This window comes from Ensifer sp. GW101-20A05, from assembly GCF_059424735.1.
Window position 1 is genome coordinate 208,195 of the sequence record NZ_JBWKZT010000009.1, and the last position, 16,467, is coordinate 224,661.

Genomic DNA, 16,467 nt, shown 5'->3' on the forward strand with positions numbered 1-16,467 from the left:
GCAAAGGTTGGCTGTGATTTGGCCATATAGCGTAGATGGTTGCGCATGGCGCCTAAGGACGGCGCGCGACCAAAAGGGGATGGGGAGTATTTTCTGCCGGATCGGCCAATTGGCGGAGCCTAGACCGCGGCAGAGAAATCTATCGAGATCTTGGTGCCGCGCTCCGGGGCCGTATCGACCGCGATGGTCGCCTGGTGCAGCTCGCTGATGCGCCGAACAATCTTCAGGCCGAGCCCGAGCTGGCCGGAACTCTTCAGGTAGCCGAGGTCTTCATGGTGTTCAGGCAGGTCGACGAGCCCCTTGCCATCATCCTCGACGGAGACCACCGGGCCGGGACCGCAGGCGAGAATGATGCGCGTGCCCGATGGATTGTGCTTGACCGCGTTCTCGATCAGGTTTCGCAGCATATTCTCGACGAGCGCCGGGATCGCGGTGACCGGCGGCGTGCCTTCGTCGACGAATTCGAGCGACTTGTCGTGGTCGAAGACGAACGGCGCGATCGCTTCCGCAACAGCGGCCCCGATTTGCGACAGGCTGGTGCGCTGGTAGGCGGAGGGATCGACTGCATCGGCCCGCGCCAGAGAGGTGAGCTGCTCCAGGATATGGGTCAGAGCGTCGAGGTCCCTTTCGGCATTGCGGGCCCTTGGGTCGTCGATGCGGCTCAGTTCCATCTTGGCGATCGAGACCGGCGTCCGGATCTCATGGGCGATCGAGGAGGAGAACAGCTTCTGCGACTGAATGAGATCGGCAACGCGTGTGAGCATGCGGTTGACCGCAGAGACCAGGCGAGCGATCTCCTGCGGCATCCGCGTCAGTGGCAGGCGTGCATTGCTGTCGCGCGGGTCGAGTGCATCGGCAGCCTGGGCCGCCATGGCGACGGGTTTCAGCGCGCTGCGAATGGACCAGATCGTCGCACCGATGACGAGGCAGAACATCAACGTCATCGGTACGATCATCGAATCGAACATCTCATGCAGCAGGGCGCCGTACATGAAGCCGTTCGGATCGTTGAGGATCGCAAGTTCGATGAGCACGGAGGTTCCGCTTCGTTCGAAAGACTGGCCGCCGGCGACGCTGAAGGGTTTGCCGGGGGCGATCAGCCGCTTCCAGAACTGCGGTGCATCCATGCTGACGGGCAGGAAATGCTGGGCGCATTCGCTCGTGCAGTTCGAATAGACGATCACGCCAGAGGCTGTGCGGATGCGCAGGAAGATCGAGCCATCGTCGTCATGGCGGTCCTGATAGCGCTCGCGCATCTCGTGACTGGGCTCGTAGGTCACGACGCCATCGCGGACCTGGACATAGCCGGCCAGGTTTTCGGTTTCCTGCTGGAGCATGAGCACGCTCAGCTTGTCGTCGTCGAACCAGTAGTCGGCAAAGACGACGCCGATCTGGATTGCCATGGCAATCAGCGAAAAGGCGATGATGCGGCGGGCGACGATGCCGATCAGCGACGGGTTGCGGGGTTTCATGAGGCGCGCCTGAGCAGATAACCGATACCACGCACGGTCTCGATCTGTACGCCGGTGTCAAGCGGCTGCAGGCGCTTGCGCACGCGTGATACCGCGAGCTCGAGCGCATTGGGCGTCATTTCCTGGCCATATTCGGAAAGCGCCGTTTCGAGTTTGCGCTTCGGCACGACGCGGCCGACTTCCCGCATCAGGATTTCCATCAGCGAACGCTCGCGCGGCGGCAACGGCACCACGATGCCGTCACAGGTAAGGTCCGCGGTCGCCGGGTCGTAGCGCAAGGCTCCAGCCTCCAGCACCGGCTGGACCGCTTGCGGGTTGCGTCTCAGCATCGCACGGCAACGGGAGAGAAGCTCCCGATGATGGAATGGCTTTACGAGATAGTCGTCGGCACCGGCATCGAGCCCGGCAATACGCTCGTCGACGGATCCCTTGGCGGTGATGATCAGCACAGGCAGCCCCGGATAGTCGTGGCGGAGGCGGCGAAGCAGGGACAAGCCGTCGCCGTCGGGCAAGCCGAGATCGAGCAATACCAGATCGTGCTCCTGCCCGGCGATTGCCGTTTCGGCGTCCGCAACGGTTGAAACGGAATCGAGGCGCCAGCCAGCGTCCCGCATGGTTTCTCCGACCAGTTCTACCAGTCGCGGGCTGTCTTCAACCAGGAGCAGGCGCATTGAATCGTCTCGATATTACATTGGCCGCTGCCGACCATATGGGCTTTCGCTTGGGCTGCCAACTCCCGGTCGCAATACCCACCACCGCGTGCATGAAGCGGTCAATGAGCAATCTTGACGGGGTTTCGACAGCTTGCACGTCGTATCTCGACCGGTGAGGGGGAGGCTGCAACTGAACAGGTGGCCGTATTGCGGTCTCCACTTCGACTGAATGCCCGCGCCTGTATTGACCATCTCAGATGATCGTGCAGTCGCCGCTGGAGACGACCGCATTGATTTTTTCGAGAATTCGCCGGCCAGAGATCGGTAGTATCGCTCTGAGCGCGCTCGTCAGCGCCTATCTGCTTGTCGTCACCAACAATTCCTTCTGGACGCATACATTCGCCTATTTCAACGATTCCGTTGTGGCGCTTGTGTCCTTCAGCGCGGCACTCTGCCTCCTGACCTTTGCGGGGCTTACGACCGCCTCAGTCAAATATGTGATGAAGCCGGTGTCGATCTTCCTCATCATGGTGTCGGCGTCGGCCTCCTATTTCATCGACACCTTTGGCGTCATCATCGACAAGGACATGATCGGCAATGCGGCCGTAACCACGCAGGCGGAAGCCGGTCATCTGCTGACCGCCAGTCTGGCGATGCACCTGCTGCTCTATGGCTTGCTTCCCTCGCTTGTCGTCATCTGGATCAATGTTCGCCGTCGCCCCTTCCTCGCCAATGCCGCAGTCAATCTTGCGGTAATCATCCCCTGCCTCATCGTCAGCAGCGGGCTGGTCTATGCCAATTTCGCGAACGTCGCCTACGTGATCCGCGAGCACAAGGACCTGATGAAGCGGTTCAATCCGACGGGGCCGGTCTCGGCCGCCGTGCGGTATGCCGCTTCGACTTTCAAAGAGCGCAACATCGTCGTGCAGCCGCTCGGCACCGACGCCCGCCAGGGTCCGCGAATTGCGGCGGCCGGCAAGCCGGTGGTCGTTGTCGTCGTTGCCGGCGAGACCGCGCGCGCAATGAACTTCTCTTTGAACGGCTACGCACGCGAGACCAATCCGGAACTGAAGGCGCTCGGCGTCGTGAACTATACGGACACCACGAGCTGCGGCACGGCGACGGCGATTTCGCTTCCCTGCATGTTCTCTGTCTATCCGCGCAATGAATACAGTGACTGGAAGGCGCGTTCGACGGAAAATCTGATGAACGTGCTGACGCGTGCCGGTGTCTCGACCACCTGGTGGGACAACAACACAGGCAGCAAGGGCATTGCCGATCTCATCAGCTTCGCCAGCATGACCAACCAGAAGAACAGCCCCCTGTGCAAGAACGGGGAATGCCTGGATGAAATCTTCCTCGGCGAACTCGACAAGAAGCTCCAGGCGACCACATCGAACAGCGTGATCGTCCTGCACCAGCTCGGCAGCCACGGTCCGTCCTACTATCTGCGCTATCCCGAAAAATTCCGCCGGTTCACGCCGGATTGCCGGACGCCGGAACTGATGAAGTGCTCGGTCGCCGAGATCACCAACGCCTACGACAATTCGATCCTTTACACCGACTACGTGCTGGCAAGTGTTGCCCGTCTCCTGGAAAAGCACCAGGACCGTGTGGCGGGCGCGATGATCTACATGTCCGACCATGGCGAGTCGCTCGGCGAAGACGGTATCTATCTGCACGGTGCGCCCTACGCGATTGCCCCGCGGGAGCAGACTCAGGTGCCGTTCGTCGCCTGGTTTTCGAAGCCCTATCAGGCGGCTATGGGGGTCGACACCGTCTGTCTCGCCAAGGACACGGCACAGCCGAAGTCGCACGACAATCTCTTCCATACCGTTCTCGGCATGATGAACGTCGAGACGAAGGTCTACAAACGTGACCTCGACGCTTTCGCAAATTGCACGCGGAAGCCGGCCGGTGGCCCGATATTCCAGTCGGCAGATACCGCCAACGATCTGCCGGCCAATACAACGCGCGCCGTCGCATTGCCGGGCGCACTCTGAGCGCAACCGCGACCGGTTGCCGCGATTTTTCCAGGGTCTCGGAACAAAAGCGCGTTTCGACACTTCCTTGCTTACATGTCCTCGACTCCGCGCGGACGATCGGCGACCCCTTTTGCCATATCAGTCCGGTGGACAGAGGCGCCAATCCGTACGCAGGAGGGTTAGATGCGCGTCGTCGGTATACAGGTTTCCCCAGAAAGAGGCGGTCGAGCCGGATTTAGCGTCGAGTTCGTCGGCGATGGCGGGGAAGTGGTGACCGTGATGTGCCCGCAGGATGATGCCGGCTCCTTGAACCGGCTCAACGCCATCGCAAAAGCAAAGGATATGCTCAGAACGGCGCTCGCCGCAGACGAAGCGCTTCCGGCTGCGGGCGGTGCGAAGGGGGCCTTTCGCGAACCGCTGCCGAATGCACGTCGGGCGCATGATCGGGACGCGATGGAAGAGCAGCTCGAAGAGGGGCTTGAAGATACATTTCCGGCGAGCGACCCGGTATCTATCGCCACTTCGACGATTGCAAAGGGCCATTCCCGTCGCTGAGGGCTCAGCGACGATGCCGCCTGTCCGAGTGACGGAATACGGCTTTCGCGATTTCGCTCGAAGGCGTACCTCCGCCCAGTTTCGGCCATCTCGGCGGACTACCGGAAAAATTGTCGGGCACTTTGACGTGAGTCGGTTGTTTCAATCGATATCGCGCGCATACGTTTCGACGAAAGACTTGTTATAGTGTTTTGATTTATCGATATTTTCTCTCGGATCAGCCCGGTTCGAGGGTTTGGAGTATGTGTGGAGAGTAGACGCATGGCCGGCCGGCAACTCACCTTCGCTATCGGCGACATTCATGGTTGCCTCGACCAGTTGCGTGTGCTTTTGCGCGAGATTGAAACCTATGCACCGGCGGGCAGGGTCATTTTTCTCGGCGACTTGATCGACCGGGGGCCGGACAGTCGCGGCGTCGTCGAGTTGGTCATGGCCGGCCCGTCAAAACCCGGTTGGACCTGGCTGACACTCAAGGGCAACCATGAAGAGATGTTATGGGGCGCCAGCAGCGGCGAGAGCGACGTTGATTGGTGGCTCATGAACGGTGGCCAGGAGACGCTGGTCTCCTACAATGGCGTCGTTCCCGGTCGGCATCTGAAGTGGATCAAGGAGCTTCCCACGATCCTTGTCGAGCGGCATCGCATTTTCGTGCATGCGGGTATCGATGAGACCTTGCCGCTCGAACAGCAAGGCGACGAGATCTTCCTCTGGATCCGGCGACCAGAGGACTATTCGGGCGAGTACTTTGGAAAACATCTCTGCCATGGGCATACACCCAGCATGGCCAATCCGCGCACGATCGGAAACCGGACCAATGTCGATTCCGGCGCCGTCTTCAGTGGCGTGCTGTCCTGTGCCGTCTTCGACGACGATCAGCCCGGTGGCCCGATCGATTTCCTCATGACGACGCAAATCCAGGCCGCAAGCTGAGCGACATCGCTGGCGGTTGCGGCGCAAATGTCATTGTGCGTCCGGCCGTCCGGTAGTAGGTGTGCCTTCTCCATAGGGCGATGTTGCTGCCGCCCGTTTCACCACCTCAGGGGATTGCCTTGGACGCCGCGCCTTCATCCGTGTTCACGAAGAATTTTGCTGCCCTGCTGTTCGATATGGATGGCACTCTGCTGAACTCCATGGCCGTCGTCGAGCGCGTCTGGGGCGCCTGGGCGGTGCGCAACGGGATCGATCCGATCGAGTTCATAAAGACCGTTCACGGCGTCCGTGCCGTCGATACGATCCGCAACCTCGAACTGCCCGATGTCGATCCGGAAAAGGAAGCCTTTGATCTGGCGCTCGCAGAGATCGCCGACGTCGAGGGCATCGTCGAAATTCCCGGTGCCGTCGCCTTCCTGAATTCACTACCGCCGGAAAAATGGGCGATCGTCACGTCCGCGCCGCTGGACTTGGCAGTGCGCCGCCTTGCTGCCGCCGGCATCCCGACGCCGCAGTTGATGATTACGGGCGAAGATGTTTCCGTCGGCAAACCCGATCCGCAGGGCTACCGGATGGCTGCCGAGCGCCTGGGTGTGCGTCCGGAGGATTGCCTGGTCTTCGAAGACGCACCTGCGGGAATTCTTGCCGGTCTCGCGGCCGGTGCCGACGTCGTCGTCGTTACCGGCGCACACGCGGCCGTGGAAGGTACTCCGCACCTGACGCTTGATCGCTACCACGAGATCGAGGTGGAACTCGCAAGCGACGGCACGCTGTCGCTGCGTCAAACTCTCTAAATGCGTCAAGGAAGCCGAAGGTCGGCGACGGCCTTCGGCTTCCCATTTAATTCAGGCGTTGAGCCAGCATTTCGTCAGCGCGTGGCCGCCCATCAGTTCGCCGTTCGGATCGTCGACCCAGCCGCCGACCTTGTCGCTCGTTGCGTCGATGTAGTTGTTGAACATCGGCACGATGACCCCGCCCTCGTCACGCAAAATCATCGCCGACTGGCGATAGAGCGCCTTGCGCTTGGCTGTGTCGAGTTCGCCGCGCGCAGTGAAGATCAGCTTGTCGAAATCCTCGCGGAAGAAGCGCGTGTCGTTCCACTCCGCCTTCGATAGGTAGGCGATGGAATAGACCTGGTCCTGCGTCGGCCGCCCGGTCCAGTAGGACATGCTGAAGGGCTGCTTGTTCCAGACATCCGACCAGTAGCCGTCGCCCGGTTCGCGCTTCAGGTCGATGGTGATCCCGCATTTGGCGGCACTCATCTGGAAAAGCTGCGCCGCGTCGACGGCGCCTGGGAAGGCGACGTCCGAAGTTCTCAGCAGAACCGAGCCGCTGTGGCCGGACTTCTTGTAGTGGAACTTCGCCTTGTCCGGATCGAATGCCCGCTGTTCGATGTCGTTGTCGAAGAGCGGGTAGCCCTTGATCATCGGCGTGTCGTTACCGACGGTGCCGTAGCCGGCGAGCACCTTGGCGACCATCTCTTCGCGGTCGACGGCGTATTTCAGCGCCAGGCGCAGGTCGTTGTTGTCGAAGGGCGTCGTGTTGCAGTGGGCGATGAAGACATAGTGACCCTTGCCCGGCACGTTGCGGATGACGACCCCGGGCAAGCGCTGGATCAGGGCCACGACCTTGGGCTCGATACGGTTGATCATGTGGATCTGGCCGCTCTGTAGCGCGGCGGTGCGTGCCGTCGAATCGTTGATGACGGCGATTTCGATCTGCTCGGCATGGCCGCGTTCGGCGGAGCCCCAATAGCCTTCGTGGCGTTCGGCGATGTGTTTGACGCCCGGCTCATTGGAGACCACCTTGTAAGGCCCGGTGCCGATGCCCGCCGTCGGATCATCCTTGCCACCGTTCGGCTGGATCATCAGGTGGTAATCGCTGACAACATAGGGCAGGTCGGCGTTCGGTTGGCGAAGCGTGATGACGACGCTGTCGCCATCTGCCTTGATTGTCTCGAATTCCTGGACGAAGGGCAGGGCCGCCGATTTGGAATCGGCATCGCCGTGACGCTCGAGTGTCGCCACCACGTCCGCCGGGGTCAGTTCCTTGCCGTTGTGAAAGGTGACGTCCTTGCGGATCTTGAAGCGCCAGGTCTTGGCGTCGGGTGTTGCCTCATAGGATTCGGCGAGCCGATATTCGATCTCGCCGGCCGGAGATACCTCGAGCAACTGTTCTCCCCAGCAGCGCCCAAGTGTGTAGGGGACCTGGCTTGCCCATGTCGCGGGGTCGAGGCTGTTCGTCGACTCCCCGCCGACGAGGCCGGCCTTCAGTGTTCCCCCTTTGACAGGCCCGGCCGCTCGAGCTGCCTGGCCGAGCAGCAGGTTCGCCGACGCGACCGTAACGCCGAGCGCTGCGGCGCGCCCGAGAAACTCCCGTCGCGACAGCCGCCCTGCGGCCACCTGTTGGCTCATGAATTCCAGTTCTCTTGGCATGGCTCACTCCCTCCCTTGTAAGACCCGCCCGGCGCACCGGTATCGTTGCAGGATATTGGAGGCAGATATCGCGTCTGGATTCTTGCCGCGCGACAGTTGGTGCCGCAGATCGACTGGAGAACGTCGTATCCTCGACCGCCGGCACGACCCGACGGCGACAGGCAGCGTCAGCCCTTGCGGGCGTAACGTTGCAGAACGGCGGAGATATCCGGCTCGGTCTTGTCGATATCGAGTTCGGCGCGCAGCTCGACGGCGTGGAGATGCTCTAGCATGATCCGCTCTGCCGTGGCGGTGTCGCGCGACTGCAGCGCGCGGATGATCTGCACATGTTCGTCGACTGCGCATTCCGGAGAATGCAGCCGGGCGAAACGCGCTAGGATCAGCGAGCAGCGCGAGACGATCTCGCGGACAAAGCGCGCCAGGGCCTGCGAGCCCGTGAGTTCGGCGAGCAGGATGTGGAATTCGCCTGCGAGGCGGATCGAAAGCGGGCCGTGATCGGAAAGGGCTGCTTCTTCCTGCTTCACGTGCTGCTCCAGCCGCTTGACGTCGGCGCTGTCGAGATCGGCCACCAGCCGGCGGATCACTTCGGCTTCCAGCATGCGCCTTAGCGCGAAGATATCGCGGGCTTCTTCCAGCGTCGGCTCCGCCACGCAGGCGCCCTTGTTGGCTCTGAGATCGACGATGCCCTCGGCGTTCAGCCGGACCAGGGCCGCGCGAACGCTGGTACGGCTGACCTTGAAATGATCGGCGATCGTGTCTTCGGCAAGCTTCGTTCCCGGCCTTAATGCCTGCTCCAGGATGGCCTGGCGCAGGAGCCTGTAGACGACGTCGCTGCGGCTCGATTTCTCAGACAAGGTTGCCTCCCCCGACGGGCCGATCGAGGATCGGCCAAACATGTCCTGCATTTCGATAACGCCCGAATATTTCGTCGTCAATATTGTATACAATCATGTTGATGTTTGTATCCGTCTATCGTATGCAATTGATGGCGCTGACAATTACGGGTTGGTGTCGATCGGTTCGGGAGGAGGCGTGCGATGAGGACCGCACGACCAGGACCGGTCAGGACAAGGAAACCAAAGGGAGGGAATTCATGAAAAACAGAATCCTACAGCTTTGCGCGACCGTTGCGGGCATCGCCGTCGGGCTTGTGGCCGCGACGTCTGCGAACGCGGCGACGACGCTTGAAACGGTCAAGGCGCGCGGCAAGCTGATCTGTGGCGTCTCGATGAGCACGCCGGGCTTTGCCACCGCGGATGCCAAGGGTCACATGGGGGGCTTCGACGTCGACGTCTGCCGTGCCGTGGCCGCCGCCGTTTTCGGCGATCCGGAAAAGGTCGATTTCGTCCTGACGAACATCAATACGCGCTTCCAGGCGCTCCAGTCCGGCGAGATCGACATGCTGTCGCGCCAGACGACCCTTACCTTCTCGCGCGAAGTCTCGCTTGGCCTCGATTTCGGGCCGACAGTCTTCTACGACGGCCAGGGGCTGATGGTGCCGAAATCGCTCGGCGTCAACAGCGCCAAGGAACTGACGGATGCCGCGATCTGCACGCTGCCGGGCACCACGACCGCGCAGAACCTCAGCGACTTCTTCCGCTCGATCGGCGGCAAGTTCGAACTGGTCGTCTTCGAAAACCCGGACGAAAACCGCAACGCCTTCTTCTCAGGCCGTTGCGAAGCGATCTCGTCCGACCGTTCGGACCTCGCTTCGATCCGCGCCGTTGCCAACAACCCGGATGATTACGTCGTTCTGCCGGAAACCATCTCCAAGGAGCCGCTGGCGCCTGCTGTTCGCCAGAACGACTCCAACTGGCGTGACATTGTATCCTGGTCCGCCTGGATGCTGATGGCGGCCGAGGAGCGCGGCATCACGCAGGCCAATGTCGACGAGATGGCCAAGAGCGAGGATCCGGAGATCCAGCGCATGCTCGGCGTCAATGAAGAACTCGGCAAGATGCTGAACCTCGACAACAAGTGGGGCTACAACATCATCAAGGGTGTGGGAAACTATGGTGAAGTGTTCGAGCGCAACCTCGGCACCAAGACCGCTCTCGGCCTGACCCGAGGTCCGAATACGCGCTGGAGCGAAGGTGGCCTGCTCTACGCACCGCCGTTCCGTTGAGGATTGATAGGCCCACGCTCAAGCGCGGGCCTAGCTTTCTGCTGCAGAAATTCAAAGTGCCAAAGCGACCTCTGCGCCCCGGTAAGACCGGCGGCGCTGTAGGTCCTGCCTAAGGGACGGGTGCCGATGCCCCTGTTTTATGATGCGCGCATTCGCGCCTATCTCTATCAAGTGATCGCCGTCGGTGTCGTGCTGCTCATCGCCTGGGTGATGTTCAGCACCGCAAGCGCCAATCTTGCCAAGCAGGATATCGCGACCGGTTTCGGCTTCCTGGCGCGCCAGGCCGGTTTCGTCATCACGGAAACCGCGATCACCTACGAGCCGACCGATACAATCGGCCGTGCGATCCTCGTCGGCATTGCCAATACGGTGAAAGTCTCGCTGCTCGCCGCACTGCTGGGCACCATTCTCGGTCTGCTGGTCGGCATCGGGCGGCTGTCGCACAATCCCGTGCTGTCGCGACTGATGCTTGCCTATGTGGAGGCCCTCCGCAACGTGCCGCTGCTGCTCTACCTGCTGCTCTGGTACTCGCTGATCATCTCCACCTTTCCGCCGGTCAAGCAGGCGATCCAGATGCTTCCGGGTGTGTTCCTGTCGAACAGCGGCCTGGTCATGCCCGCCCTGCACTGGGAGAGCGGATTTTCGGCAATGGTCACGGCTCTCGTTGTCGGCATCGCTGCGGCCGCTTCCGTTGCACGGATTCTCGGCCGCAGGCGCGTCGTCACCGGCAAGGACAGACCGATTGCCTTGATCGCGACGATTGCGCTTCTTCTGCCGCTCGTGGCAGCATTGCTGCTCGCCAACATTTCCGTCACTTGGGACGTACCAGAACTCGGCCGGTTCCGCTTGAGCGGCGGCTATCACCTGCGCCCGGAATTCGTGGCGCTTCTCCTCGGGCTGACGCTTAGCGTGTCGGCCAACGTTGCGGAGATCGTCCGGGCCGGCATCCAGGCGGTCAGCAAAGGACAGTGGGAGGCCGCGACGGCCCTCGGCCTATCACGCGCGCGCACCTTGAAGCTGGTGATCCTGCCGCAGGCGCTGAGGATCATCATCCCGCCTCTAACCAACACCTATCTGACCGTCTTCAAGAACAGCTCGCTCGCGATCGCCATCGGCTATCCGGATCTGGTGATGGTTTCGAACACGATCATGAACCAGACCGGGCAGGCGATTGAATCCATTGCCATTTTCATGGGCGTCTATCTCGGGCTGTCGATCCTCATCTCGCTGGTGATGAACTGGTACAATGCCAAGGTCGCGCTGAGGGAGCGCTGAGCAATGACACAGATCGATACCCTCATCGGCGACGCATCGCTTACGTCCCACCGCGAAGCGCCACCGGCACCGAAAGGGCGCTGGCTCAGCGCCTATTTCGGAACGCCGGGCAACGCACTGATCACCATCCTTTGCCTCGGAACGATCTTCGCGGTTGCGAAACTGGTGATCGGCTGGCTGTTCGTCGACGCCACCTTTGTCGGCACGCCGGCGGAATGCAAGGTGACGAATGGCGCCTGTTGGCCGTTCCTGTCGACGAAGATGCGCTACATCTTCTTCGGCTTCTATCCGTTCGAGGAGCAATGGCGGCCGCTGACGGCGATGCTCTTGTTTCTCGGCGCCTGTGTCGTCTCGATGGTCCCGAAGGTCTGGGGACGGGCGCTGTTGATCGCCTGGATCGCAGTCATCCTGCCGGTGCTCTATGTGCTGATGGCGGGCGGGTTCTTTGGCCTGACGGTCGTGCCGACGACGCAATGGGGCGGGCTGCCGCTCTCCTTCATGCTTTCCTTCATCGGGCTTGCCTGCGCGTTGCCGCTTGGGATCGCGCTTGCACTCGCCCGCGCCTCCAGCCTTCCAGCCATCCGCATCCTGGGAGTGAGCTTCATCGAGATCGTGCGCGGCGTGCCGCTGATCAGCATCCTGTTCATGGCAACGGTCATGCTGCCGCTGTTCATGCCCGACGGCATCACCATCGATAAGCTCATCCGCGCACAGGTGGCGATCATCCTCTTTGCCGCCGCCTATATCGCCGAGATCGTCCGTGGCGGCTTGCAGGCGGTGCCCAACGGGCAGGTGGAGGCCGGACACTCGCTCGGTCTGCACTACTGGCAGATCATGCGCAAGATCGTGCTGCCGCAGGCGTTGAAGAAGGTCATCCCGCCGCTCGTCAGCCTCTTCATCGGGTTCTTCCAGGATACGACACTGGTGACCATCGTCGGCTTGCTCGACTTCCTCGACACCGTGCGTACCGCCATGCGCGATCCGGAATGGCAGGGCATCGCGGTGCTAGAAGGCTACGTCTTCGCGGCCGTCGTCTATTTCATTTTCAGTGCTCTCATGGGAGCTTACAGCCGTTTCCTCGAACAATATTTCAGGACATCGCATGACTAAAGAGATCCACGTCATCCGCAATGTGCATACGCTCGTCGCCTTCGACAGCGAGCGCAATGGCCATGTCTATCTGCACAACGCCGACATCGCCTATGACGACAAGGGCTTCGTCCATGTCGGCGGTCACTACGAAGGTCCGTTCGACAGTGAGAGTTCCGGCCGCGACCGGATGATCATGCCGGGCTTCGTCAATGTCCATTGCCACTCCGGCGAAGAGCCGATCTCCAAGGGCATCTTCGAGGACACGGGCACGGCAGCCCTTTGGGGCAATGCGCTCTACGAATACTCCAACCTTCTGGAGATCGACGAAGACGCGATCGAGGCGTCGCTGACCGTCATGGTCGGTGACCTGATGCGCAGCGGCGTCACCACGCTGCTCGATATCGCCGGCCCGCATGAAAGCTGGCTGCCGACGCTCGCGCGAAGCGGTGCACGCGCTTTCGTCGCGCCGGGCTTCCGCGAGGCGCAGTGGCATGTCGAAGGCAGCCACCGTCTCGATTTCCGCTGGGACAAGGCGCGTGGGCGCGACGCTTTCGCTCGGGCTCTGGAGGTCGTCGATGCCGCGACAGCGCACCCCTCCGGTCGGCTTGGCGGCGTCGTCGCACCATCGCAGATCGAGACCTGCTCGCCGGAACTGCTGCAGGATGCGGTGGCGGCAGCGCGCAAGCGCGGCGTTCCGGTCACCATCCACGCCGCCCAGACCATGGCCGAGCACGAGGAACTCCTGCGCCGACACGGACTGACGGCCGTGCAATATCTCGAAAGCCTGGGCTTGCTCGGAAAGGATCTGATCCTCGGCCATTGCATCTTTGTCGACAGCCATTCGTGGACGCGCCAGCGCACGGAGGTCGATTTGCGTCTTCTTGCCGATCGCCAGACGACCGTCGCCCATTGCCCGGTCACCTTCTCGCGCAGCGGCATGGCGCTGGAATCGGTCGGCCGCTACCGTCGGGCAGGCGTTAACGTTGCGCTCGGAACGGACAGCTATCCCTTCAATATGCTGGAAGAAATGCGCCAGGCGATGATCTGTGCACGACTGTCCGGCAAGTCCGTCTTCGATGTCGCGACCGGTGATATCCTGGAGGCTGCGACCATCGCCGGCGCCAGGGCGCTCGGCCGTGATGACATCGGCCGCATCGCCGTCGGTTCCAAAGCGGATTTCCTCGTGGTCGATCTTCGCCACCACGCGATGCAGCCAGTCTACGATCCGCTGCGCAATCTCCTTCATTGTGCAGCCGAGCGGGCGATAGAGCGGGTCTATGTTGACGGAACCTGCGTCGTCAGCGGCGGACGGCCAACCCTGATCGACTACGATGGAGCGCTTGCGAAGCTGCAGGAGGCGCAGGACTACGCTTGCCGGAAGGCACCTGAAAACGACCCGAAGGGCCGCGGGATGCGGACGCTAGCGCCGCTATCCTTGCCCATGGCCCGTCCGGGAAGGGCGTAGCCGCCAAAAGAGACGGTTCAGACTAAGATCAGTAGAAAAGGCGGTGGGCGGCGAAGAGGCAAATCAGGATCGCCGCCGCCCCACCGGCCAACGCGCTCAGCCGCCGCTCGAGAAAATCACGGATCTCCTCGCCGAAGCGGCGCAGCAGCCAGGCGAGCACAAAGAAGCGCGCGCCACGTGCAACGATCGCCGACATGATGAAAAAGTCGAGGTTGATGTTGGCCGCGCCCGAAAGGATGGTCACGACCTTGATCGGCGGCAGATGGGCCAGGCCTGAGGTCACGAGCAGCAACGCCAGCATTTCAGAGTCGACCGACGCCTTCAGATGCTCGAACGTGTCGAGCTTGCCGTAGAACTCCAGCAGCGGCCTTGCCAGCGTATCGAAGGCATAATGGCCGAGATACCAGCCGGCGACACCCCCGAGCACCGACGCGATGGTGGCCACAAGCGCGTAGCGCCACGCCCGCTCCGGGCGCGCCAGCGCCATCGGGATAAGGAGCAGATCCGCGGGGACCGGAAAGATCGAGCTTTCGACAAAGGCGATGATGCCAAGCCAGACAATGGCGGTTTCTCGTGTCGCGAGCGACATCGTCCAGTCATATAGGCGTCGGAGCATGAATTACGGTTCGCTGTTGGTGGTAGGCCCTCTATAGGCGACCGAGCGGGGTGTAAATGTGGCCGCCTTGGCATTTGAGCGATTTCTTACGAAGGGCGAGGCATGGCCGCCGCTAAGCAACAGCCATGCGTGCATAACGGCTTGGCGGCTGTCCAACATGGCGGCTGAAGGCTGTGCTGAAGGTACTGGCTGAACTGTAGCCTACACGTTCGGCGACGGAGGCGAGATCGACGTCGCGTTGCCGCAGCAGATCCTTGGCGAGCGCCATGCGCCAGACGAGCAGATATTCCATCGGCGGCACGCCAACAGCGCGGGTGAAGCGCTCGAAGAACACGGAGCGGGAGAGTGCCGCCTCGCTCGCGAGTTCCGCCACCGTCCAGGCATGGGCCGGATCGGCGTGGATCTGCCGAATGGCCGCCGCCAGCCGCGGGTCACCCAGGCCGCGCAACAGGCCGGGCGTTGCGCTTTCGCCTTGAATAGACCGAAGGGCCTCGATCAGCATGACTTCCACAAGCCGTGCCAGCACCAGGTCCCGGCCTGGCCTTTCGTCACGCGCCTCTTCGCCCACCAGACACACGAGTGTCGAAAGTCGGTCGATCCCGCGCAGATGCATCAATGTCGGCAGCAGCGAAACAAGCAGTCCGGCATCGGGCGAATCGAGGACGAAATAGCCGCCGAGCAGGCGCACGTCCGGTTCGCCGTGTTGCCTGCCGTGGCGAACCTCGCCGGTCGGCGCCGGCATCCCCTTGGGGTCGATGAAGGTCGGCTGAACCGGATCGAACCCCGAAAGGGTGAAACCCGGTGTTGCCGGCAGCAGCACGAAATCTCCGGCCTCCAATGTGACCGGTACCTCGCCATCGACAGCCAGCCGGCAAGCCCCCTCGATGACGGTGCAGAAGCTCGGCTGCCCGAAATCGGCATAGCGCACGGCCCAGCGGCCGGCGCCGCTGATACCCTTGGTGAAGACCGTGCGCGGACGAAGAAGCTGAATGAGTTGCGAGAGTGGATCGACCATGTCAGGACGATAGCAAATGAAATCAGGACTTCAAGCCGTAGAGCGTCCAGAGCGGAGGCGATATCTCTTTTCCATCGAAACAACTGACAGGAAATCGCGATGAATACCGTACTGATTACCGGCTGCTCTTCCGGTTACGGGCTGGAGACGGCGCGGCGCTTTCATGCCGAGGGCTGGAACGTGATCGCCACGATGCGCCGACCGCAGCGAGACATTCTGCCGAACTCCGAGCGGCTGCGTGTCTTGGCTCTTGATGTCACCGATCGCGACAGCATCGCGGCTGCGATTGAGGAAGCCGGCCCGATCGATGTGCTTGTTAACAACGCCGGTATCGGCGTGGTTGGCGCCTTCGAGGCGACTCCGATGTCCCATATCCGCAAGGTTTTCGACACCAATACCTTCGGTGTGATGGCCATGACCCAGGCGGTGATACCGCAGTTCCGTGCCCGCCGGTCGGGCGTCGTGGTCAACGTTACGTCCACTGTGACGCTTGCTTCCATGCCGCTCGCCGCAGCCTATACCGCCAGCAAGTCGGCGATCCAGGGCTTCACCGGCTCGCTCGCTCACGAACTGGAAGCTTTCAACGTCAGGGTTAAGCTGGTCGAGCCCGGCTACGCGCCGACCACCCGCTTCGCCCGCAACACCACTATGCGCGTCGAGGACCTGATCCCGGCGGCCTATGCGGATTTTGCCGCACCCATCTTCGCGCAGTTTGCCGCCCCACCCTTGGTCACGACCGAGACCGATGTGGCGGAGGCCGTTTGGCAGGCGGCGAACGATCTGTCCGGCCAGCTCCATTTCCCGGCTGGCGCCGACGCCGTGGCGCTTGCCAAGGCGAGCTGATCTCGC

15 protein-coding genes are annotated in these 16,467 nt (G+C 61.9%); 9 read left to right on the forward strand and 6 right to left on the reverse strand.

What is annotated here, in order from left to right; all coding sequences use genetic code 11:
• Positions 1-119: 119 nt before the first annotated feature.
• Together AC070A_RS22225 and AC070A_RS22230 are read right to left on the reverse strand one after the other, a co-directional pair.
• The gene (locus AC070A_RS22225) at positions 120-1,472 is read right to left on the reverse strand and encodes a sensor histidine kinase (RefSeq protein WP_113132638.1); all 1,353 of its coding nucleotides are present in this window, start codon (positions 1,470-1,472) and stop codon (positions 120-122) included.
• Positions 1,469-2,143 (reverse strand): response regulator transcription factor, encoded by a 675-nt coding sequence (locus tag AC070A_RS22230; RefSeq protein ID WP_057248518.1) that lies wholly within the window; start codon positions 2,141-2,143, stop codon positions 1,469-1,471. The genes AC070A_RS22225 and AC070A_RS22230 overlap by 4 nt, the downstream gene beginning before the upstream one ends.
• A gap of 272 nt (positions 2,144-2,415) precedes the next feature.
• Between AC070A_RS22230 and AC070A_RS22235 the strand changes: the two genes are divergently transcribed.
• The 4 genes from AC070A_RS22235 to AC070A_RS22250 all read left to right on the forward strand — a co-directional run bounded on the left by AC070A_RS22235 (position 2,416) and on the right by AC070A_RS22250 (position 6,389).
• Positions 2,416-4,128, forward strand: a complete 1,713-nt coding sequence (locus tag AC070A_RS22235) for a phosphoethanolamine transferase (RefSeq protein ID WP_162733617.1) — start codon at positions 2,416-2,418, stop codon at positions 4,126-4,128.
• Positions 4,129-4,293: 165 nt separating this feature from the next.
• The gene (locus AC070A_RS22240; RefSeq protein WP_492383938.1) at positions 4,294-4,665 is read left to right on the forward strand and encodes a hypothetical protein; all 372 of its coding nucleotides are present in this window, start codon (positions 4,294-4,296) and stop codon (positions 4,663-4,665) included.
• Between the two features lie 261 nt (positions 4,666-4,926).
• Positions 4,927-5,595 (forward strand): metallophosphoesterase family protein, encoded by a 669-nt coding sequence (locus AC070A_RS22245; protein WP_057248515.1) that lies wholly within the window; start codon positions 4,927-4,929, stop codon positions 5,593-5,595.
• 80 nt (positions 5,596-5,675) lie between these two features.
• A complete protein-coding gene (locus AC070A_RS22250; protein WP_375293063.1) occupies positions 5,676-6,389 on the forward strand; it encodes an HAD family hydrolase in 714 nt (237 codons plus the stop codon).
• 51 nt (positions 6,390-6,440) lie between these two features.
• On the opposite strand, the gene AC070A_RS22255 is transcribed toward AC070A_RS22250, so the two are convergent.
• Together AC070A_RS22255 and AC070A_RS22260 are read right to left on the reverse strand one after the other, a co-directional pair.
• Positions 6,441-8,030, reverse strand: coding sequence for an ABC transporter substrate-binding protein (locus AC070A_RS22255; protein ID WP_057248513.1), 1,590 nt, complete (start codon positions 8,028-8,030; stop codon positions 6,441-6,443).
• 167 nt (positions 8,031-8,197) lie between these two features.
• Positions 8,198-8,884 (reverse strand): GntR family transcriptional regulator, encoded by a 687-nt coding sequence (locus AC070A_RS22260; RefSeq protein WP_255571196.1) that lies wholly within the window; start codon positions 8,882-8,884, stop codon positions 8,198-8,200.
• A gap of 239 nt (positions 8,885-9,123) precedes the next feature.
• Here AC070A_RS22260 and AC070A_RS22265 point away from each other — a divergent pair, with 239 nt between their 5' ends.
• The 4 genes from AC070A_RS22265 (at position 9,124) to AC070A_RS22280 (ending at position 13,987) form a co-directional block, all read left to right on the forward strand.
• Positions 9,124-10,155, forward strand: coding sequence for an amino acid ABC transporter substrate-binding protein (locus AC070A_RS22265; RefSeq protein WP_057248512.1), 1,032 nt, complete (start codon positions 9,124-9,126; stop codon positions 10,153-10,155).
• Positions 10,156-10,281: 126 nt separating this feature from the next.
• Positions 10,282-11,430, forward strand: coding sequence for an amino acid ABC transporter permease (locus AC070A_RS22270; protein ID WP_057248511.1), 1,149 nt, complete (start codon positions 10,282-10,284; stop codon positions 11,428-11,430).
• 3 nt (positions 11,431-11,433) lie between these two features.
• Positions 11,434-12,540 carry an amino acid ABC transporter permease gene (locus AC070A_RS22275; protein WP_057248510.1) on the forward strand — a complete coding sequence of 369 codons (1,107 nt, stop codon included), beginning with the start codon at positions 11,434-11,436 and terminating at the stop codon, positions 12,538-12,540.
• The gene (locus AC070A_RS22280) at positions 12,533-13,987 is read left to right on the forward strand and encodes an amidohydrolase family protein (RefSeq protein WP_492383939.1); all 1,455 of its coding nucleotides are present in this window, start codon (positions 12,533-12,535) and stop codon (positions 13,985-13,987) included. The genes AC070A_RS22275 and AC070A_RS22280 overlap by 8 nt, the downstream gene beginning before the upstream one ends.
• Before the next feature lie 28 nt (positions 13,988-14,015).
• Here AC070A_RS22280 and AC070A_RS22285 read toward each other — a convergent pair whose 3' ends face one another.
• Positions 14,016-14,603, reverse strand: a complete 588-nt coding sequence (locus AC070A_RS22285; protein ID WP_492383940.1) for a YqaA family protein — start codon at positions 14,601-14,603, stop codon at positions 14,016-14,018.
• Between the two features lie 112 nt (positions 14,604-14,715).
• Positions 14,716-15,618: an AraC family transcriptional regulator gene (locus AC070A_RS22290; RefSeq protein WP_057248507.1), complete on the reverse strand. Its 903-nt coding sequence runs from the start codon at positions 15,616-15,618 to the stop codon at positions 14,716-14,718.
• A gap of 99 nt (positions 15,619-15,717) precedes the next feature.
• Here AC070A_RS22290 and AC070A_RS22295 point away from each other — a divergent pair, with 99 nt between their 5' ends.
• Positions 15,718-16,461, forward strand: a complete 744-nt coding sequence (locus tag AC070A_RS22295) for an SDR family oxidoreductase (protein ID WP_113132632.1) — start codon at positions 15,718-15,720, stop codon at positions 16,459-16,461.
• The last annotated feature ends 6 nt before the right edge of the window (positions 16,462-16,467 follow it).

Coding starts and splice junctions, on each gene's coding strand:
- AC070A_RS22225 (WP_113132638.1), bottom strand. CDS start 1,472: ATGAAACCCCGCAACCCGTCGCTGATCGGCATCGTCGCCCGCCGCATC.
- AC070A_RS22230 (WP_057248518.1), bottom strand. CDS start 2,143: ATGCGCCTGCTCCTGGTTGAAGACAGCCCGCGACTGGTAGAACTGGTC.
- AC070A_RS22240 (WP_492383938.1), top strand. CDS start 4,294: ATGCGCGTCGTCGGTATACAGGTTTCCCCAGAAAGAGGCGGTCGAGCC.
- AC070A_RS22245 (WP_057248515.1), top strand. CDS start 4,927: ATGGCCGGCCGGCAACTCACCTTCGCTATCGGCGACATTCATGGTTGC.
- AC070A_RS22250 (WP_375293063.1), top strand. CDS start 5,676: ATGTTGCTGCCGCCCGTTTCACCACCTCAGGGGATTGCCTTGGACGCC.
- AC070A_RS22255 (WP_057248513.1), bottom strand. CDS start 8,030: ATGCCAAGAGAACTGGAATTCATGAGCCAACAGGTGGCCGCAGGGCGG.
- AC070A_RS22265 (WP_057248512.1), top strand. CDS start 9,124: ATGAAAAACAGAATCCTACAGCTTTGCGCGACCGTTGCGGGCATCGCC.
- AC070A_RS22270 (WP_057248511.1), top strand. CDS start 10,282: ATGCCCCTGTTTTATGATGCGCGCATTCGCGCCTATCTCTATCAAGTG.
- AC070A_RS22275 (WP_057248510.1), top strand. CDS start 11,434: ATGACACAGATCGATACCCTCATCGGCGACGCATCGCTTACGTCCCAC.
- AC070A_RS22280 (WP_492383939.1), top strand. CDS start 12,533: ATGACTAAAGAGATCCACGTCATCCGCAATGTGCATACGCTCGTCGCC.
- AC070A_RS22285 (WP_492383940.1), bottom strand. CDS start 14,603: ATGCTCCGACGCCTATATGACTGGACGATGTCGCTCGCGACACGAGAA.
- AC070A_RS22290 (WP_057248507.1), bottom strand. CDS start 15,618: ATGGTCGATCCACTCTCGCAACTCATTCAGCTTCTTCGTCCGCGCACG.
- AC070A_RS22295 (WP_113132632.1), top strand. CDS start 15,718: ATGAATACCGTACTGATTACCGGCTGCTCTTCCGGTTACGGGCTGGAG.